Source organism: Chryseolinea soli, assembly GCF_003589925.1.
Lineage (GTDB): Bacteria > Bacteroidota > Bacteroidia > Cytophagales > Cyclobacteriaceae > Chryseolinea > Chryseolinea soli.
The window spans coordinates 400,072-418,885 of sequence record NZ_CP032382.1 but is presented as its reverse complement, the minus strand read 5'-3'; the positions used below and the strand labels follow the sequence as shown (position 1 = coordinate 418,885).

The window sequence follows — 18,814 nt, the reverse complement described above, 5'->3', positions numbered from 1 at the left end:
GCTAGGACTAAACTTCCAGACTTTGCGCCCTCAGCGCCTCTGTGGTTCAAAACATTTGAAGACCCATGGCTGAAAAAAAATCAACATCTCTCCCGCACATCCTCTATTCGTGCTACTCCCACAAAAGCAGTGAAGGCGAACAATTTGTACCCGACCATATTTTCGGCTACACTTTGTCGGGAAGCTCGGACCTGTACCAGGAAGGAAAGACTTATAACTTTAACGAAGGCGACTTCAGGTTCCTGCGACGGAACCAACTGGCCAAGTACACGAAGCGCCCACCGGCCGGCGGCGAATACCGGTCGATCTCCATCGCCATTGACCAGGAAACCCTGCGCGCCATCAGCATGGAACACGACCTGCACGCCAGCAAACCCTATGAAGGCGAGAACGTGCTGAAGCTGGACCCCAGCCCGCTTTTCAAAAACTTTATCGACTCGTTGACGCCCTATCTGAACGCCACGAGCGATCTGAACAAGAGCATCACCGTGTTGAAAGTGAAAGAAGCCGTCATGCTCCTCCTGCAAACGAATCCGCAGTTGAAAGACGCACTGTTCGACTTCTCCACGCCGGGCAAAGTGGACCTCGAAGCCTACATGAACGAACATTATAAATTCAATGTCGACCTCAGCCGGTTTGCCTATCTCACGGGCCGCAGCCTGGCTACCTTTAAGCGCGACTTCGAACGCATCTTCCACACCTCACCCAACCGTTGGCTGCAACAACAACGCCTCAAGGATGCCTATTATCTCATCAAAGAAAAAGGACAGCGCGTGAGCGACGTCTATCTCGATGTGGGCTTCAAAGATCTTTCGCACTTTTCGTTTGCGTTCAAGAAAGCCTTCGGTGTGGCACCGTCAAAGGTGGCCAGCGAACCGAACGCAATCCCCGTGAACGCATTGGCGAACTGATCTCAATTTGACGGTGAACGCCGCGCTGTTCGCTCAGCGTATTCTGTTTCTGTTTATTTCGCGGCATAGTGCATAACGGTCACGCCACAGGCATAGCCTTGGCTGCTGACCAGTTTCAAATCGCGACGCTCGTGAAAGATTGCGAGCCCTTCGCCGACGGCCGTGGGGTTCACAAAGAGCAGGAACTCGTCGATGAGGTTTGCTTTGATGAGCGCAGAGACAAAGGAGGCCCCGCCATAAGCAATAATATCTTTTCCTGGCATGTTCTTGAGTTTGTTCACTTCGGTGATCAAGTTGCCTTTGGCCAACGTGGTGTTGGGCCATTCCGATTTTTTCAAAGTTTTTGTGAATACGACTTTGGCAGCATCGGTGATGCTTTTTGCAAAAGCGTATTGAGGGTCATTCGGGTTCGAAGCTACATTAGCCCAATGGTTGACAAAACCTTCTTCGGCCATGTTTTTGCTGAGCAGCACGGTGTCGATGGAGGCATGCAGGTCTTTGAAATAGGCGCGGAGCTCCTCATCCCAGGTCCATTCCGGACCCCAGCTCCAGATCATCCAGTTGCCAATATCTTTTGTGGCGGCGATGTAGCCGTCGATGGAGATTTGTACTTGCAATTTTAATTTTCGCATGATGTCGCTTTGTTGTTTCAGACAAACGTAGGCGACCAATCTTATTTTTTTAGGGTGTTATTCCGACTTTGTGAAGGGGGGATTGTGTCAAGCAGGAGCCTTGTGACACTAGTAGGGGGAGCTGAGGGGGTCAGTCGGAGTGGATATTTGAATCCATAAAATATTCCACAATAAAAATGGAAGCCATTGCAAAGACAATGAACATGAGGATAATGTACTCGACCCGCAGTTCGGGAAAGAATATAGCACTAATGGATGACGCCGTGAGCACCAACCCCGAGTAGATGGAGCAAATTCCCAAGAGCTTATTCGCCATTTTCCAATCCTCTTCATTTTGCAAGGTTCGTTCGGTCCGGTAGCCAAACCAGAAATTTCGCCGGGGCGTGAAGAAGCGGAGCCAGATGCCCAGGGGGATGAGGCAGGAGAAGGCGATAATGTAGGGTAGCATAGTGGTGATAGATTGGTGGGCGACTATGCTTCAATGTAATCTTGCGTACTGAAATGTTTTTGCAGTTTGATAGATGCCCGGAAAACAGGGCGTAACACTTTAGAATACGGTCCGTAGAACGAACACCACAACCAAGACCGCGCAAAAGTGAATGATCAATGGGAAAATGTGTGATCGGTTGCCTTTTACGACCATGGTGCAAGAATGGATAAAGGCAACAATGGAGATTGCCACGATGCAAAGGGCCATAAGCACCATATGATTCAAAGAGAGATCCAACGAATGGGAATGATTCAGGAGATAGACGACCAGAGCATAAAGAAGCGCATAATAGACTATGGTACCGATTGCTCTTTTCATTTCAGGGTGTAGGTTTCATAATTTGTTAAGGCTGATCAATATGCTCGCCAATCGAAATCGACTTTACAACGCGTTCGATATCGAAGCACAATGGGGATCGGGCGTCCTGCTTAAAAACCAGGTTATGGCGTTGTTGAACTCCTCCATTCTGGAATGAGAACGATACAGCAGATCTAACTGTTGAGTAAACTTTTTTAGTTTGCGCTATTCGATACACTCCTCGATCGCTGCTTTAGCCCATTCGATATCGCTTTCCGTTGGGGTTTTTGAAGATAACAGAAACGTGAAGAGGGGTAGTTCTTCCCGGTCGGCAGCTGCTTTCCAGGCCGGAAACTCGTGAGACATCTCGCTTATTTGGGCGCCAGTAAAATCTTCGATGTTAGACAGCACGTCGTCGATGATAATAATCTCCTCGACATTGAATACGTCGACTTCTGGTTCTCTTCTGGCTACAAATCTTTTCTGAAGCCGACCAAAGAATTCGGATTCGGTTATTTCAATGTCTCCCGACGCGACCATGGTGTCTCTTAGGAACAAAAATTGTCGGGGCTCGGGAGTGGGGCCAAAAGTTTGTTTAACATAGGTGAAATTGGAAATGCCCTTTCCCCTTTTTAAATAAGATATGCTATCGATAAAGTATAGGCTTTTATTCAGGAGCGTGAGGCCATAGTTATTCTTTGATGAAAGCCGATTGGCAATGTAAAGAATAAGCTCTTTGGTTTTTCGGGATTGCGTTGAACCTAACATACTGACAATTTACAAATAAGAGGCAATTTTATCAAACGGAGAAAAGCCAAAGAGGTTCGGCTGATGATGGTTCGTTACCGAACAAAACGAAAAAGCACTTTCAATTACTCTTGATAAACGCCATAAGATCCGCCATCTCCTCCATCGAAACAGCGCTCTCAAGGCCTCTGGGCATGGCGGAGGTTTCGATGGCTTCAAGTTTGGTGATCTCGTTGCGGGGAACGGTTGTTTCGTGCCCGCTGGCGAAGCGTACGGTGAGCGTCGTTGATGTTTCGGAAGATATAATTCCGGTCAAGGATTCGCCGTTGGTGCGTTCTATTTTCCAGAGTTCGTAGCCGTCGGCGATGGAACGGTTGGGATCGAGGATGTCGGCCATGATGAATTGTTTGTCGCGGTTTCTGATCGTGGCCAGGTCCGGACCGAAGGCGCGGCCGTTTGCGCCGTTGATCTGGTGGCAAAGCGAACAAACATTTTTAAAGACAATGGCTCCCTTCGCGGCGTCGCCTTGTAGTGAAAGCGCGGGCTCGTATTTTTTAAAGATCTCATTTCGATCCGTTTGTTCATTCGCCAATAATGCGCGCGCACGTTTTTTGATTTCCGCATCGTCGTTGTTCATCAACTCGACCATGCGCGGCCAGCCGATCGTGGCGGGTTGGATTTGTTTGCTTTGAATGGCATCCAACAAAATGACCGCGCTTTGCGAGGAGGAAAGAAAGGCGTCCATCGCCACGTCGCGAAGGGCGGGTGTCAGTGTCTTCCAGTGGGCAACGAAATACTTTCCTGCCGCTGTCGCGTTAAATTTTGCGTAGACCTTGACGGCAATTTTCTGGAGACTTTCGGGAGTAGAAGGCGATATGACCTTTTGATATAAAAGCGAATCAGCGTCGGCGTCCAGGACTAAAATGCCAAGGGCATCTTCGCGGAGGGAAATGTCTTTTGTTTCATCCACGGCAATGCCGCGAGCGGCCTGGATGATTTTCTTTTTCAGGGTTTGATCTTCAATTCCTTTTTTGCAAAGAAGTGCGACTTCTGCTTTTCTGCGTTCGGAGGGTGCAGGATCTTTGAACGATGTCAACAGCGACGTTGCCAACCCGGCGGTGGGAATTTCAACTTCTCCTCCCGCGCCGGCCACGCCCTGGAGGATGGCGGCTTGCCACCACACATCGGCGGCGGCGTTGGTTTGTGTAGCCAGGGAAATCATTTTCCGGATGTTGTTTTCATCTTTAGACAATGCGGCAACCGATGCACAATTCACGATGAAGGACTTCCTGCCCGGAGTTTCTTTGCCCGCCAGATCTTTGACAGCTCCCTCGAGCATTTCCAATTCATGACCACGGGTCGCACTGAGCGCGGCCACTTGCACCCATTCGTCTTCGATGTCATGACGTAAAATGTTTTGACGTGCGCTCGCCGAGGGTTTGGTGTTCAGATCCCCCAAGGTGCAGAGCAGTTGAAACCTCACCTTGGCGTCCGCATCGTTTTGTAGCGGTAGCAAATCATTTTCAAGCGAAGGCATGTCTTTCAAATGAAGCTCCGCGATCTTGATGGCATTTTCACGAACACCGCCAACGGAATGCTTCAACGCTTTTTGCAAATAACCCACATCGGTCGCCCCAAGTCCTTCCATAGCCCACAAGGCATGAACGACAGCCGGAGCAAACTTGGTTGTATCGATGACTTGCTTCAAAAAAGGAACGGCCGACACATCATGCCGGTCCATCAACAACCGCTGGGCCGTCCTTCGCCACCAGATGTTATGACTCGCCAGCTGTTTCACCAATTCCGACGTCGATGCGTCGCCCAATTTAATTTGACCGCACCAACTAAGCGGCGATGTTCCCGTCGGCGTCACACGATAGATCCTTCCTTTGTCAGACCCCTCATATAATTTCCCGGAAGCGGCCACTTCCTCGCTCATCCATTCGGGATGTTCGATGATCTTTCGGTAGTAGTCGATGATGTAGAGCGCGCCGTCAGGCCCTATATAAAAATTCACGGGCCGGCACCAGGCATCCGTGGAGGTGAGAAATTCTTTTCTTTCATACACCCGGCTTGCTGTGAAGGTTGCTCCTTTGTCGGCGAGCTTGTCTGTGTGCACCAGGTTGTGAACCGGCTCGGCGATGAAGGTGATCTCGTCGAATGGTTTGGGAAATAATCCTCCTTCAGACCAGGTGACACCGCACGACGACGTGATCACACCCACATCGGTGAGCAACTGATGTTCGGGATTCAAGGTCGTGGGAAAAACTTCGCAGGCGTCGCCGTGGTCGGGAAGCATTTGAAGGGAAGTTGCCAGGCGCAAGTTGGGGTTTCGATTCAGGTAACGGGCGGCAATCACCTCGTGAAATAAATGATTGGCATTGGCGGTACCCAGCAAATGCCCCCAAGGATCAAACGCTTGTCCATATTGCGATTCGCCCGACAGCATTTCGATTTCTTTTGCATCGGGTTTGAACCGGATGCTTCGTCCGTTGGCATTCTGTGGCAAAGTTGGCGCACTGGAAAATTGAGGGAACCGTATGGCCGCCCCGATGTCGCCAAATTCTTTTATATACACTTTGGGTGTCACTTCTCCCTGGTGGGCGATGTAGATCCAATTGTCGAGGCCAAATACCGGGGTGTTGGCGTTGTGTTGTGGGTTGGACAAGGCAAAGCCTGTCAGAAGAATTTCTTTGTGATCGGCTTCTCCATCGCGATCCGTATCTTCCAGGTAGATCACATCAGGAGAATCCACCACGATGATGCCCTTCTTCCAACACATCACGCCCATGGGCAACACGAGACTGTCGGCATACACGGTGCTCTTGTCGGGAAAGCCGTCGCCGTTGGTGTCGGTCAACAATTTGATGACACCCGAGCCGTGGGTGTCGAGCGGGTAGCCATGCATCTCGGCCACATAAAGGTTGCCGTGTTCGTCAACGTCCATCGCCACGGGGTCGGCAATCATGGGTTCGGCGGCGACAAGTTCGATCGTGAAGCCGTCGGCCAGGGTAAAGGTTTTGAGCGCGTCTTGGGGAGAAAGGCCTGAATTGGTTTTATCGGTGTTGCAACTGAAGAGGAGAAAAATGAGTGCGGGGAAAACAGGTTTCATAGGAGCGGTGGGTTGAAACCAATATACCCATAAAGTTTTGCATTTTTAGCCGTCCTTGTTCTGCGATAAAAACCCAAACGAACTATCGGCACCCCGGATGATTCCCCCAAAAAAATCTTGTCATTCCTACAACAAACGACAGTTACTCCTCGCACAAAAAAACTCAAGCTGCATTTCAAGCCGATACAAATGAAACTCAAACTGGATTTAAGCCCGTAGGGCTTCCCCATCATAACGCCCGGTGCAACCGGGCGAAACGGCATTTGTGCATTTCAACCCTGTAAGGGTTACCTTTTTGGGGATGACCACCACGGATTCGGCAATGCATTATGTTTATGATTAAATCTCAATAAATGCTTTAATACCCTTCAACTCGAATAGACCTGAGGTTGCAAATAGAGCTACCGGCCTAAGGGGTAACCTCTTCGAGGTTGGAAATCATTTTGATCTACTTCCCCCAGCTTCGCTGGGGGCTATGACAGAGAAGCCCTTTGGGCTTGTGGGTTCAGAAGGATTAGCTTTGCCAGTTCACCAAATACTTATACACTTTCCATTCGCCTTCCTGCTTCTCCACAAACACAAAGACCCCCTCTCCATACGGACTATCACCATGATATTCGCAATAAAGCACAGCTCGCGTTTTGTTAGAATTGAAGACAGGCATGGAAAGACTTATCGAGCTATAGAGCACGCGCCTTTTTTGGGGCGGAGGCTCGATTTGAAGAAAATCAATATTAAAATCGGATGCGTGAAGACCGCAAGGGATAAAAAGGGAGTCGAGTGCTTGATCGCCCGGGAAGGTTTGTTGGAACGCGGTGTCCGTCACTAGTATCTGTTGCAGTTCTTTTTTTGCTACGTCGGGTATGGTGTGTGCGCTGTAGGAGCGGCCCAGGTCGGGATGGAACGTGATCTTGCATTTTTGGTTCATATTCTTTCGCTCCCTTTTAAGGGCAGCTACAAGCCTGGAGAACGTTGACACCGAAACGGATCCTTTCCAATAGGCCGAATCAATTTTCATTAAGTTTTTGTCTCTTAAGAAGGTGTCAAGACAGGAATAGTACCGGTCATAAACGATTTGCCCGAGGATGGCGTCGTAGAAGGTGGCAGGTTGTTGCTTTATTTTTTCGGTCTGGCAAGTGGCGAACAATGTTAAAGTACAAAGACCGATGAAGCAATGCGTGGCAATTGGGTTTGGTTTTATGGGCATACGGCAAAGTGTTCCTTATCGAGGAATGCAACGCGATGCTGAAAGTCACAGAAAAATCATTTAAATGCCCACTTGGCGATTCTAAACTATTGACACTTTGAGAAGATTTTGTATAGGCAAAGGTTTATAGTCGCTACCATTTCACGATCGGGTTTGCCCACCAATCATCCTGACCGTTTTCACTGTAATACAAGCCGAAATACAGAGGTGAATTGTCGCGCGGATCAGCAGGACGTTCGACTCGCAGCGCATACTTTCCGCTGCGGAGCGGCAATATGATGGCCTGCCGCGTGTGCGCCGTTTTTTCATCGATTTGAAGCAGCAGTGAATCGTTGAAGAAAAGCTTTGTGCCTGCCGGTGGCGTGAGTTGAAATACGTAGTATCCGTCTTTGTCGATCTGCACCCACCCGTCCATCAGGCCGGACGCATTTGCTTTGAAAGTTCCGGCCAACCGGCGATCGGCTTTAAATTTCGCGGCCGCTTTTTTGGGACGCAGGTAGTCGCCCGACCGAAGTTCCACCGGGATTTCGTGGTCATAGCGTCCGCTCGGTGAAAAGGAGTAGAGTTTTAGTTTTTCCGGTTCGCTGATCTGCAGGTGATCATCCATTTTTTTACTCGACCGGCTCGGCGCAGTTCCATCCATCGTGTAGCGGATGTCGGAATTATCGGTCGGCACGAAAAGTCGCACGGGCCGATCCTTCAATACGATCCCGTGGTTGGGATAGCATCGCGCGTTGCGGACAAAGTATCCGAGGTAACTATATTTAAGGCCGTCGTAGTTGGATTTGAATACACTGGAGCCGTGTGTTTCATTCGGGTAGAGCATCGATTGCCAGTGTAGTCCGGCAGGCGCCGAGGTCGTTAGCACACTGTCCATGAGGTCCCGGGCCATTTCAGGATAAGAGATCCCTTCGCGTCCGCCGATATTGAGCACGGTGTTGGAGAACGTCATGCCGGGAAACCGCTGCGCCGCCAGCCGGGGAATCAGCTGTCCATCATTATGCAGCGCCGGGTCGGCCGTTGTATAAAAACGAAACAGTGAAGGTCTTTCGAGCATCGCGTAGATCGTGAACAGGCCGCCAAAGGACGATCCGAAGATCCCACTCTCGCCGCTGACGCGGTACTTGCCGTTGATGTAGGGCATCAGCTCCCGCTCAAAAAATGATAGAAAGTTTTTGGCACCACCGGAACGATCCACGTAGGCAATGGGAGTGGGCGTCAAGTCGCGGTCGCGCAGATTGAAACCATTCTCGTAACGGTTGGGTACGCTCACAAGGATGGCGGGCGGCGCGAACTGAATGGCCACCAGGAAGCTGAAAATATTCGTAAAGGTATGGGTGTTCCACTCGCCGTCCAGCACGTACCACACGTCGTAGTGTGTTGTGTCGTTGCCGTAGTTCGCGGGCAGGATGATCTCGATGTCTCGTCGTTCGTCCAGGACTGTGGATTGAATCGAATCTTTCAGTGGTGTGGCAAACTGGGCGTGCAGGGGACTGCAAAGAATGGTCAGTATAACCATCGCGGAAAAACGAAGGCGCATAAAGTATCGGTTGAAGTATGGTTTTGTGAATGTATTAATTTCTTCGATGAGGCTCGGGGCTAACGCCCGGATTAATGTCACTCAACTCCAAAAATGTCTAGGATCGGACACCGTCGCCATATGCGCAGTGGCTTTTCTTTTTTGATGCGGCGACATTTGAACGTCTTTTTTTCGCAGCTCTTTTTTGGGTAACAGCCACCAGGATGGCCAAGTAGACAAACATAGCCATGTAGATGACAGGAAACAGAAATAGATAGTTTGCGTTCATTTTTTTCCTTTTTGAATGAGTTGATTTGCGGTCGTAAAAAGGTAACAAGCCACACTTCCCATGCCTGTAGTGATTGACACTGCACCCCAAAACGTGATGGGTCGCATGACGTGACCCATTTGCTGATAGTCAAAGTAAACCGAGGCCCCGATGGCCAGTGCAACGGTGGTACAGAGATTGCCCAACGTTTAGTAAATAGTCTATTTCCTTCTCTTCCATATAACGGTTATTTTGTTAAAAGGGTATCGTTCCATGAATCTAACGGCGCTGCTCGTTTGGCTTGTTCTGGCAACGGCTAGCCTGCATGTTTTCGATTAATAAAACAAAAAGCATGAGGGAAAACGTATGCCTTTTGGTTTTTGGGCGTGGAGATGGATAAATTTAATAAATTTTCAATTCGTAGGCGACTTTGAGATGATTTTTTGAGCGACGTGGCGACCACCGTCAGGTTAGAATGGCAACGGTCCACACCAGGAGAAACCACACAAATCCCAAGCTGCTAACCCTATGAAATTTTCTGGCGGTAATCCAGTCGTACAGGAAAAGAGAAATGAAAAAAAGACTCCAGATCCCGAAGAGCGTAACATCCCAAGTGATCGGGGCCGTTACGGGGATCAATGTGTCCAGGATCGAGTGGCCCATGGCCCTGCCCAAGATCGGAGCCAGCATGTACAGCGATGCAACATACATGAGCCGTTTGTGTGTTTCGGCATGCTTTCTATGGCGGTAGCCCAGCCATACCAGTAAGGCAAAGCTCGGCAAAAGAAACCTGTTGCACCGGGCGGTGTAGTCCAGCTTGTGCCACCCGTCATAAATAACAATAAAAATGTAAACCGTTGTGATCAACACGCCGATGGCGGCCACCATACCGGCAACGCCCAGGCTGATGTGTGCGCGATAGCTCCCTTTCGTGATGTAGGTGGTTTGAATGACCAGGATAATAAACCAGGCAAAACAGAATAGGCCGTGTATGATGAACTTTGGATCGCTATTACTTTTCTGACCCACATCGGTCACCAGGTTGTCGGAAAAGCCCCACAGCGATAGGAAAAGAAGCACGATGCTGGCGAGTAAAAAATAGTACTTCTTCATGCTTAGGAATAGCTAAGTTGTTAATTCACGGTCAACTGGTCGTTGTAAAAAATCGTCAAATTATGGCTAACCTAATTTAATTCATTCGCACCTGGCCTGCAATGAGACAGGAAAAGAAAATACAACCAGTTTTCAGTGACGTGCCGGTTCAAGAGGCGGAATGAGCACCTGAATGGATAGGGCCGTTGTTTGTTTAGGTTGAATGCGCTTGGCCGGTTTGTGATCGCGGATTTGCCGCTTAGATTCGAATTTATATATTCGTATACCTGATTCCTTGAAGTGCTTTGACTTGTCATTATTCGCCTACATCGAAAGACAGCTTCAAATTTCTACTTTCAAGGAGCGGACTTTAGTAGTTGTTGAATATGTTTTGTTTATCGGCGACGTTATCCTATTTATCTGGTTCTTTCTAAAATCTTTATGGAAAGCGATAAAAACAATATAACCCCCCCAACAATTTCGACACTGATGTCGGTCACAAATGAAATGGCCAAGGATGCTTTAAAATCGTATTTTAAGCCACTTTCGGCCCTCATTCATTTCGTTGGACATCTGTTCAAAACGAACACCAATAGAAGAGCCGCCGACTCATGAACATCCCCCAATCCCTCATCCTCTTCCGCTTCCTCTGTGCCCCGGTCATTTTAGGGGCAGCTTATTTTGTAGGAGAAGAGGCCAAGCCCCTCATTTTGGTGTTGATGTATTTAGGCCTGATCTCCGACATCTTAGACGGCATTGTGGCGAGGAAGACGAACGTGTCTTCGGCGGCGCTGCGAAGGTTGGATAGCCAGACCGATATGATCTTTTGGCTCTCCATCGGTTTTGCCACCTGGATGCTCTATCCCCAGTTGATCCGCGACAACGCCCTGGCGATCTACACCATTTTGGCGATGGAGGTCGCGGTCTATGCCATCAGCCTCCTGAAATTCAAACGCGAAACCTGCACCCACGCCTTTCTCTCCAAACTTTGGGGCATCACACTTCTAATCGCCTTCACCTCCCTCATCGGCTTCAACCATGCCGGCATTCCTTTTTTTGCGGCGATAACAATGGGACTCATCTCGCATGTGGACCGCATTCTCATCACTTTGATATTGCCTGAATGGACACATGATATTCCTAGTACCTATCATGCTTACCTGATCAGGAAGGGTGTGAAATTTAAAAGGAACGAATACCTGAATGGATAACCCCGCCGTTGTTGGTGTTCTTCACCAACAACAGCAGCTTGGGATTGCAAATTGACTTGGGATCATTTGTGACCGCCCTCACAATGACTTCAATATATCCAAAAAAATCAAAGCTGAGACAAAGCATTTTTCAACCACTTCTCCATGTTGCGGTTCTCTGCTCGTTCCTCAATTTTTTTAAGAATCCGTTCATAATCACTTTCATTCTTCGCGTTGCGTAGCTGCAAAGGGACGTTATGCACTAAATCGCTCAAATAGAATATTTTCTTATTCTCTTTTAGGTGCGCTTCTTCGCGAATCTCTATCAAAACCTGGTAAAGTAGTTTGTATAGTAATTCTTTCTCTCTCGCGTTGTCCATCACGATGCTTTGTAAATCAGATCATAGTCGTGTGCCGTCACCAGCACGGGCACCTTCACCCACTTCATGCCTTTTGCCTTCCCGGTCTTTACGGCTGCTCTCAGAAGTTCTTGGAGCCGAAGGATGATGATGAGCTCGCACGTCTCGTTAGCGTCTCGTTGGTGTTCGTCTTTGTATTTTTTTTTCTTATGGTAATCTTTATAGGCGTTTTGCAGGTCTTCGAAGCCGGTGAGGACGAAGGCGTCTTCCGAGTAGTGTTCATAGTCGGCGAGCCAGTCCAGGTCGTCGAGGCCTTCGTAGGTGTCGTACGCGAACATAAGGAGGAACCAGAGGTCGGGGTTGATGGTGAAGCCGTTCATTTCGCCATAGAGGGCCTTGATCTTCAAAGTGGGTTTTAAGCTCTTGTAGAAGTCTTCCATGAAATCGGCCAGGGGAGTGGCGAGGTGCAGGAGGTTTTTGCCTAATATCGAATGAAAGGCGGTTGATGGTTGGGCCTGAAGTTTGCGTTCTGCCAGGATGATGGCGTCGTCTAGTTTGTCAAGGCTGATGAGATCTTTTAATTCATCTTGGAGGTCGAAGTTCATAGGTTTATGATTTGAGAAAATATTTGAGGATTATTCTGAGGCGGTTTTTCTGCTATCTTTTGCAACATGCTAAACGGGAGTTGGATCCACCCAAGTCGGTAAATTTAATAACCCCAATTGATTTTCAAGTATGCCGAAAGGGCTTCCGATATGATTTTTTTAAATTTCCAGATGTATAAAATGTCGATTTTTGAGAAATTGGTTGTAACCCGGTTGGGATAAGTGTATTTGCATTTTAAATCCGAATTTATATATTCGTAAACTCGATTCCCTGGATGTGTAAGGTCCTCTTGCGCATCAGCCCACTCGGAATCTGGAAAGAACCAGATATTAATTTTTTAGGAGTGGGCTTGTATAATCAATTATTCGCATCGTCGAACTGTGCTTCAAATTTCCTGCCCCAGGAGAATTCTATCCTATTATACCTTAACCAGACAGTTTATGGATTTCAAAGATCAGATCAAGCAACTAGGCGATCGTGTTGCTAAATGCTTCCTCAAATTCAAACAGACGAGGCAATCAAGACCTTGCTAACCTTACCCAATCAAATTCTTAAATATGATGTCTTTAACCCGCAGAGCTGCTCTGGAGTTCATTTGGAAGTCAAGTCTTTGAATTCGTTGATATTTTGGAGATTTGCAAGTACCACAATTTCCGATTAGGATTAGTCGGAGTTCTTTAATCAGAGTTAATACTTATAAACCTGACTGTAAATGCAAAAACTGGATTTTGTTAACGGATTGTTGGACATAGCAAATGAGCTGGAGTCAAAATCTTTAGTGGAGAAATTTGACAGTTCGTTTGCAAAACCTGGAGTGGCTTTCGATTTTGGCCAACTGGTGCCTATTTTGTTTCGTTCGAAGAGCAATTATGACAGACTAAAGCAGAACTCAAGATACAGCGCAATGCTAATGCTTTTAAGCGCTGACGAAATCTTTTCTGAGAAGAATTTGCACTTATTGACGGTACATTTAAGGAGTCAACTGGCTAAGGATATTTTGATATTTCCTGCTGTGATTAACCTTTATAATTTTCATAAGAGTCTTTTGTCGACCTTACAGCTATCTAAGGAGATGTTGATCTCTGATGAGATTTTAAGGGAATCACGTGGCGATATAAACGACGGGGTTATTATTTTTCGAATAGCCATCGAAGGGGAGGGACTAGAACCTGAAAAATATATCAACATATTGACGGCTCTCCAAGAGCTTATTGCAATTGTCGAAAAAATCCTGAGTGAAGAACAGAACAAGACGGAAGTGATTTTATTTGATAGTGGAAGCGATACAAACTTAGGCGTTAAGACCGGCATAGAGACAGCTAAGTCCCTTTTTATGATCTTTAAGGAGATCTGGGATTTTATTATCAGTAACAGACATTATAGATTTGAACAGAACAGTAAGACTCTCTTAAATAGCCTAGTTATTAGGACCGAGATAGATAAGAAAATTAAAGAGGGGGTAATAACTGAAGATGAGGGGAAGCAATATATGCATATCATTAAAACAAGGGCAGATAGTTTAATTGGTCTTAAGGTTCTGCCAAAGAAGATAATTGATGAAAAAAATGTACATGAAAACGCAAAGCTTTTAGCGGAATACGAGAACTTGAGGATGATTCAAGGTAGAGATTTTATCGGGGAATTGTGAGATTTGTCATAAGGATGCGGGAATGTCTAAGTAAGGGTGACGAGGAGATTCCTATCTAATATTGTCTACCTATTAATACTCACTTTCGCTGAATCTCTGTGGCCAGAGATGCTGGCTTCACGTGAGGACCTAAATGGGCTCGTGGCGTCAAGTGAAAAAGGATTAAAATAAATAGTTCTTTAATAAAATTAGCCCTGCCCAGAGAAAAATAACGAGGTAGAAAGAAACGTAATAGGCAATGAAACTGAGGATCACTGCCCATGGTGGATCCGATAAACTTCGATCATGCACTATTCTAGCCGACATGAAAAATTGACTAAGTAGCATAATTGCTAAATAAATTGCGTGGAGCGAAATAAGTAAGTCAAGCGCCCAATGCTTATTTAAAAGTAGTCTCGAAAATAACAGAATACTGAGCAGAACAAAAACGCCGCCCACGTTATATGCGCAAACTTTAATAGTCTCAATGGGTTTCACATTTTTATCCCTTAGAAACTTGTTGAGTATGAATCCATAAGGTACAACGCCGAGAAAGACCATGCCAAGAACAATGAGATATGATTCTTTGGGGACATCTAATTTCAAAAATCCCTCTAATTTGAATCCGTCTTCGCCGAGAGTAATGGTAAGGAGAGCAAGGGCAAAAGCAAGGGTAATAAATGTCATCGGTTTGCTTATACCTGAATAGGAATGATCTCTTATTTTGTACCAAATTTCAGGATCCTGGTTTTCTTTAGGATAAAAGTAGAAAATAATAGTTCGAAAGAATTTCACGATTTTATCAATACCCAGGCCTTCGAAGTCGTCTTCCCAGTATTTTTTTGGGTCACTGCTATCGTCTGAAGGAGACTCCATTCGGTTTGCCTATTGAGGTGACTTAAGTTAATGAAAATAACTATGAAATGCCTGTCGAAGGATAACTATACAAAAAAGGCGCAAAGGGTGTTACCCCCCTTGCGCCTTCACCGCTCCAGTGTCGTACGCCGTTAAGCGATAAACTTTGTCAATACCTCCGAATAGACAATCGTAGGATCAGACCCCACCGCGCCGATGCGGAAGGCATATTCTTTGCCAATTGTCAGGTTGTCGATTGTGATCGTGCGGGCGGTGGCCGCCTTGGTGTGCCACAGCGACGTGGGTAATGCGGGGGCTTCCACATATTGAAAGATGTAGCTGTCGGCACCCGCGATGCGCTCCACCGAGATGCGCACCGAACCCGGGTTGGGACCGGGCACGATCTTCACCGCCACCGGCTTGGCCAGGATGCCGATGGGTGTGCTGGCTTTTCGGAGATCGAACCCCGAGCTCAACAAAACGGTGCTGTTGTTCTTGCCCGTCACCTGCACATAGGCCGCCAGGTCGCGCAACAGGGCTTCCAATGCTGCGCGCTTTTCGCGTTTCAGTGAAGTGGCTTCTTTGGTGCCTCCCTTGGCGTGTGCCAGGGCAGCCTGGTAGTCTTTGAGTGATGTTTCAACGTCGGCCAGCGCCGGCGCGGGGGTGACAAAGTTTGTGTTGCCGGTCATCTTGTTCAGAATGTTTTGTGTGAACGTGTTGAGGTCTTCATCTCTCAGACGAGCAAACCCGGTGATAACTTTTTGAATGGTCATAACATTTTAAGTTTTGGTTTATGCCATCCAAAACGGCAACTGCAATGCCGTCGTATTCACCCGTTGTTGCGCAACGGCAATACGCTATGTATTAAAACGCCAAAAAAAATAAGCAATTTCTGTGTTGACAGTATGTGCATGGTCCATCAACATTCGATGACCACTGTAAATGCATAATGCACTGTAGTAATGTATACTGAAAAGACAGCAAACACATAAAATAACGCAGGATCACGAATTCATTTTATAGCAAAGCATTATAACTCCATAGCAAATGCAACGCACTTTTACTTGCTTTGAAACAAACTTCGCCGTGTGGTTCCCTAACAATTCCCAATCGAGCACGAACGGAGGAACAAAGTTCATGAACAATGCCCAGCTGTTTGTTGACGGTGCCCCGCTCACGACAAAGTTGGTATCAAACCTCATGGCAGACGATCGCAAAGTCAATGCAAAACACCCATTGTTTGTTGCCGACGCCGGACATTATTAAAACAATGGCGCATTGCTTATGAACAATGAAGCCTCGTCGACGGACTGCAAATCAAAACTTACATGCGCTGCAACGGAATGCATGAACAATACTGCAATGCCATTTCAGTATAGCGCGTATCTTTTTCTGAATGAACGTTAGAATAGCAGTGAAATTTTTGTGAGCCTGGATTTGAGCAGCATGTGATCTGCAGTGTGAAATTCCAAATTGGTCCATCAAAAGTTTCAATGTTGGACTGATACTGCAAAATCTTTCAGTAGGGAGGGCCTTACCTTTCGTGCGAATTGCTGCAATTGCGTATATTCGGCCGTTGTGTGTAACCACGCTTTATGGCCTTACTTACCTTTTTTACTGAAACCATCGCTGTTGACCCCGGCAGCTACGCTTTAAGAATTGCCGCGAAGGACGGATTGGTGTTTAATGAAAGAACACAAATTTCCATAGACCAATCCGCCAATGCCGTTTCGGGAATTGGGGACTCCGTTTCGAGGACTGAACGCGATTTGCTTTTTGAGCCAGTAGATTTTGTGATTGGCGATTTTAACGCGTTCGAAATGCTGCTTCGTGGTGCCATTAAGAAGGGCCTCAAGCAGCGGTCGTTTCTTCAAAGATCGCTCAAAATATTTTTTTGCATCCCGTCAAGCGCAACGACGGTAGACATGAGGGCCTACCGGGACTCGGGTGAACACGCCGGCGCTGTGGAAGTCTACATGATGCACCAAAGTTGTTGCGCCGCCATCGGGTTGAACATCCTCTTTGAGGTGAGAGACTTCATTTTAATAGACTTTGGCGGAAGCAAAGCGGAGATAGCAGTTTTTGTAGAGAGCCGACCCATTTCTGTCGGTGTGTTTAAAACGGGTACCAAAAAGATCTTCCACATGGTGAAAAGCTACCTGCTTCGCCAGCATAAAATTAATGTGAGCGACCAGGAAGTTGCCGATATTTTTGAAACACTAGGCAAAGATGCAACGCACGAGAGCATCCGGGTGCAACATATCACGCTTAGCCCAGGCGAAATTCACGAGGTGCTCCGCCCTTATTTCACTTTTGTCAACGACGAGATCCGCGAAACCATCGAGCGTGTGACCAACCAAACGGAAGTGGGAAAAGCCCTCGCCAATGGCGTGTATTTTACAGGCGGGGGTTCGGCCATTCCTTACCTGCGACGACAGATCGAGCTTGGCGGAAGGATCAAAACCACCGTGAGTTCAACACCGCAATTAGACTGCATCAATGGTGTTGCGCAGGTCATGGCAGATAAGGAGAAGTTTAAGAGTTACCTCATGACGTGACCCATTCGGGTCGCTCCAATTATTCACGACACTAAAAACAGGCCATCGAAAAACGAATGACGAAAAGCAAACTTACCTTATGGGCTGCCGTTGGTGTTTTGGCCTACATGGTTTCTGATGTCGCGCACGAAGTAATAGGCCATGGCGGAACTGCCCTGCTCTTGGGAAGCAAGATCACGCTGCTCACGTCCGTCTATTTCAAAAGCGTTCCGGGAAACATCTTTGTTGACCTCGGTGGACCAATGGCCAGCCTACTGACCGGTGTTTTGGCACTCGCGATGCTGAAAAACAGAAAGCAGCGGTTTGCGATTTTGCTTTTCGTGCACATCTCAATCTACAATTTGTTTTGGTTTGCCGGGACGGTTCTGCAATCGTCGGTAGGTCTAAACGGAGATTGGACCTTTGCCATCAAAGAATTGAATGTGGAAGCCTATCAAGGATTTATTCTGATCGTGGCTGGAGTTTTATGCTATCTTCTCATCGTGCGCCTCTTCAGCAGGACCTTGGCGCCGATGGCGAAAGAAAGCGGCCTTTCAAGGCAGGATCTTGTGATGCCATTTTTGTTTGCGGCTCTTTCCGCATTTGCGGCCGGCCTCTTCTTTCAGCAAGCCCGATGGCAAGCAGGAGTGGAGGGGCTGCTTGAAATGACGGCTTCAGTTCCCATTTTGTTTTTACAACTCAACTATTCCCCCATAAAGCGGAATGACGACATACATTATGGTTACGGCCTCGTTGTTGGGATCTTGTACCTGATCTTTTGTTTGACGCTGGGACAGGGAATCAGATTTTAATTTGCATAGTTTATGACGTTAACGACCGATTACGTGAAGTTTGGAACCAGATTTTGGGAAGCGTTTTTGCCGCGGTTCCTGCTATTAACAGCTGCGGGGGTAATCTCCCATTTTTCAAAAGCACAAAGCAACCTTGAAATAACGGCATGGGCGATCGCCGTCATTGGTTTAGTAATAGGTTTCTTTGCCGTTGTCCGTGCAAGGACGTTTATTTATGAGGTGCGGTTCCTGGATGGTAATTTGCTAGTCGCCGGATCGCATTATAATACCCGATGGGAGAAACAATTCGATATCAGGACAACCGTTGTTCAAATTAAATCACAGGGTAGAGGGCCGGGCAGGGTGAATTACTTTTTAAGAATGGTATCAGGCGGCAAAAAAGTCGACATAAATCGTTCCTTGAATTGGGATTACACAGCGCTCTTAACCATATTCAATGAGTTTAAAAGGAACAAAGGAGAAAAGATAATATTTGATGAGAAGTATTATCTTGAAATAATGGAGAAAAAGGAAAAAGCACGCAACACTTCATCCAATCCTTAGATTTGAAGCA

At 47.2% G+C, this 18,814-nt stretch carries 18 protein-coding genes; 7 read left to right on the top strand and 11 right to left on the bottom strand.

Translation table 11 applies throughout. The features are described from left to right. Positions 1–65 precede the first annotated feature (65 nt). The gene (locus D4L85_RS01550) at positions 66–911 is read left to right on the top strand and encodes a helix-turn-helix domain-containing protein (protein WP_119752666.1); all 846 of its coding nucleotides are present in this window, start codon (positions 66–68) and stop codon (positions 909–911) included. Positions 912–964: 53 nt separating this feature from the next. Here D4L85_RS01550 and D4L85_RS01545 read toward each other — a convergent pair whose 3' ends face one another. The 7 genes from D4L85_RS01545 to D4L85_RS01510 form a co-directional block, all read right to left on the bottom strand. After that, positions 965–1,543: a dihydrofolate reductase family protein gene (locus D4L85_RS01545; protein ID WP_119752665.1), complete on the bottom strand. Its 579-nt coding sequence runs from the start codon at positions 1,541–1,543 to the stop codon at positions 965–967. 130 nt (positions 1,544–1,673) lie between these two features. After that, positions 1,674–1,991 carry an SdpI family protein gene (locus D4L85_RS01540; RefSeq protein WP_119752664.1) on the bottom strand — a complete coding sequence of 106 codons (318 nt, stop codon included), beginning with the start codon at positions 1,989–1,991 and terminating at the stop codon, positions 1,674–1,676. Between the two features lie 564 nt (positions 1,992–2,555). Next, positions 2,556–3,098 carry a Panacea domain-containing protein gene (locus D4L85_RS01535; RefSeq protein ID WP_119752663.1) on the bottom strand — a complete coding sequence of 181 codons (543 nt, stop codon included), beginning with the start codon at positions 3,096–3,098 and terminating at the stop codon, positions 2,556–2,558. A gap of 100 nt (positions 3,099–3,198) precedes the next feature. Continuing rightward, positions 3,199–6,189, bottom strand: a complete 2,991-nt coding sequence (locus D4L85_RS01530) for a PVC-type heme-binding CxxCH protein (protein WP_119752662.1) — start codon at positions 6,187–6,189, stop codon at positions 3,199–3,201. A 514-nt stretch (positions 6,190–6,703) separates the two neighbouring features. Continuing rightward, a complete protein-coding gene (locus D4L85_RS01525) occupies positions 6,704–7,396 on the bottom strand; it encodes a hypothetical protein (RefSeq protein ID WP_160143476.1) in 693 nt (230 codons plus the stop codon). Positions 7,397–7,529: 133 nt separating this feature from the next. Then, entirely contained in the window at positions 7,530–8,936 is a 1,407-nt protein-coding gene (locus D4L85_RS01520; RefSeq protein WP_119752660.1) for an alpha/beta hydrolase-fold protein, read from the bottom strand. Between the two features lie 712 nt (positions 8,937–9,648). Further along, a complete protein-coding gene (locus D4L85_RS01510) occupies positions 9,649–10,296 on the bottom strand; it encodes a hypothetical protein (protein WP_119752658.1) in 648 nt (215 codons plus the stop codon). A gap of 590 nt (positions 10,297–10,886) precedes the next feature. Between D4L85_RS01510 and D4L85_RS01505 the strand changes: the two genes are divergently transcribed. After that, positions 10,887–11,486 (top strand): CDP-alcohol phosphatidyltransferase family protein, encoded by a 600-nt coding sequence (locus D4L85_RS01505; RefSeq protein ID WP_119752657.1) that lies wholly within the window; start codon positions 10,887–10,889, stop codon positions 11,484–11,486. A gap of 107 nt (positions 11,487–11,593) precedes the next feature. Here the strand turns inward: D4L85_RS01505 and D4L85_RS01500 are convergent, their stop codons facing one another. Continuing rightward, on the bottom strand, positions 11,594–11,845 hold the full coding sequence (locus D4L85_RS01500) for an MBT domain-containing protein (RefSeq protein ID WP_119752656.1): 252 nt from the start codon (positions 11,843–11,845) through the stop codon (positions 11,594–11,596). Then, complete coding sequence (locus D4L85_RS01495; RefSeq protein ID WP_119752655.1) at positions 11,845–12,429, bottom strand: hypothetical protein; 585 nt, start codon at positions 12,427–12,429, stop codon at positions 11,845–11,847. The genes D4L85_RS01500 and D4L85_RS01495 overlap by 1 nt, the downstream gene beginning before the upstream one ends. A 713-nt stretch (positions 12,430–13,142) precedes the next feature. Here D4L85_RS01495 and D4L85_RS01490 point away from each other — a divergent pair. Next, positions 13,143–14,078, top strand: coding sequence for a hypothetical protein (locus tag D4L85_RS01490; protein ID WP_119752654.1), 936 nt, complete (start codon positions 13,143–13,145; stop codon positions 14,076–14,078). Between the two features lie 162 nt (positions 14,079–14,240). On the opposite strand, the gene D4L85_RS01485 is transcribed toward D4L85_RS01490, so the two are convergent. Continuing rightward, positions 14,241–14,933, bottom strand: a complete 693-nt coding sequence (locus tag D4L85_RS01485; protein WP_119752653.1) for a hypothetical protein — start codon at positions 14,931–14,933, stop codon at positions 14,241–14,243. Positions 14,934–15,064: 131 nt separating this feature from the next. Continuing rightward, positions 15,065–15,685 carry a hypothetical protein gene (locus tag D4L85_RS01480; protein WP_119752652.1) on the bottom strand — a complete coding sequence of 207 codons (621 nt, stop codon included), beginning with the start codon at positions 15,683–15,685 and terminating at the stop codon, positions 15,065–15,067. 274 nt (positions 15,686–15,959) lie between these two features. Here D4L85_RS01480 and D4L85_RS01475 point away from each other — a divergent pair, with 274 nt between their 5' ends. The 4 genes from D4L85_RS01475 to D4L85_RS01460 all read left to right on the top strand — a co-directional run bounded on the left by D4L85_RS01475 (position 15,960) and on the right by D4L85_RS01460 (position 18,804). Next, positions 15,960–16,178 (top strand): hypothetical protein, encoded by a 219-nt coding sequence (locus D4L85_RS01475; RefSeq protein ID WP_119752651.1) that lies wholly within the window; start codon positions 15,960–15,962, stop codon positions 16,176–16,178. Positions 16,179–16,507: 329 nt separating this feature from the next. Then, a complete protein-coding gene (locus tag D4L85_RS01470) occupies positions 16,508–17,470 on the top strand; it encodes a rod shape-determining protein (RefSeq protein ID WP_119752650.1) in 963 nt (320 codons plus the stop codon). 56 nt (positions 17,471–17,526) lie between these two features. Further along, complete coding sequence (locus tag D4L85_RS01465; RefSeq protein ID WP_119752649.1) at positions 17,527–18,261, top strand: hypothetical protein; 735 nt, start codon at positions 17,527–17,529, stop codon at positions 18,259–18,261. 12 nt (positions 18,262–18,273) lie between these two features. After that, a complete protein-coding gene (locus D4L85_RS01460; protein ID WP_119752648.1) occupies positions 18,274–18,804 on the top strand; it encodes a hypothetical protein in 531 nt (176 codons plus the stop codon). Positions 18,805–18,814: the final 10 nt, after the last annotated feature.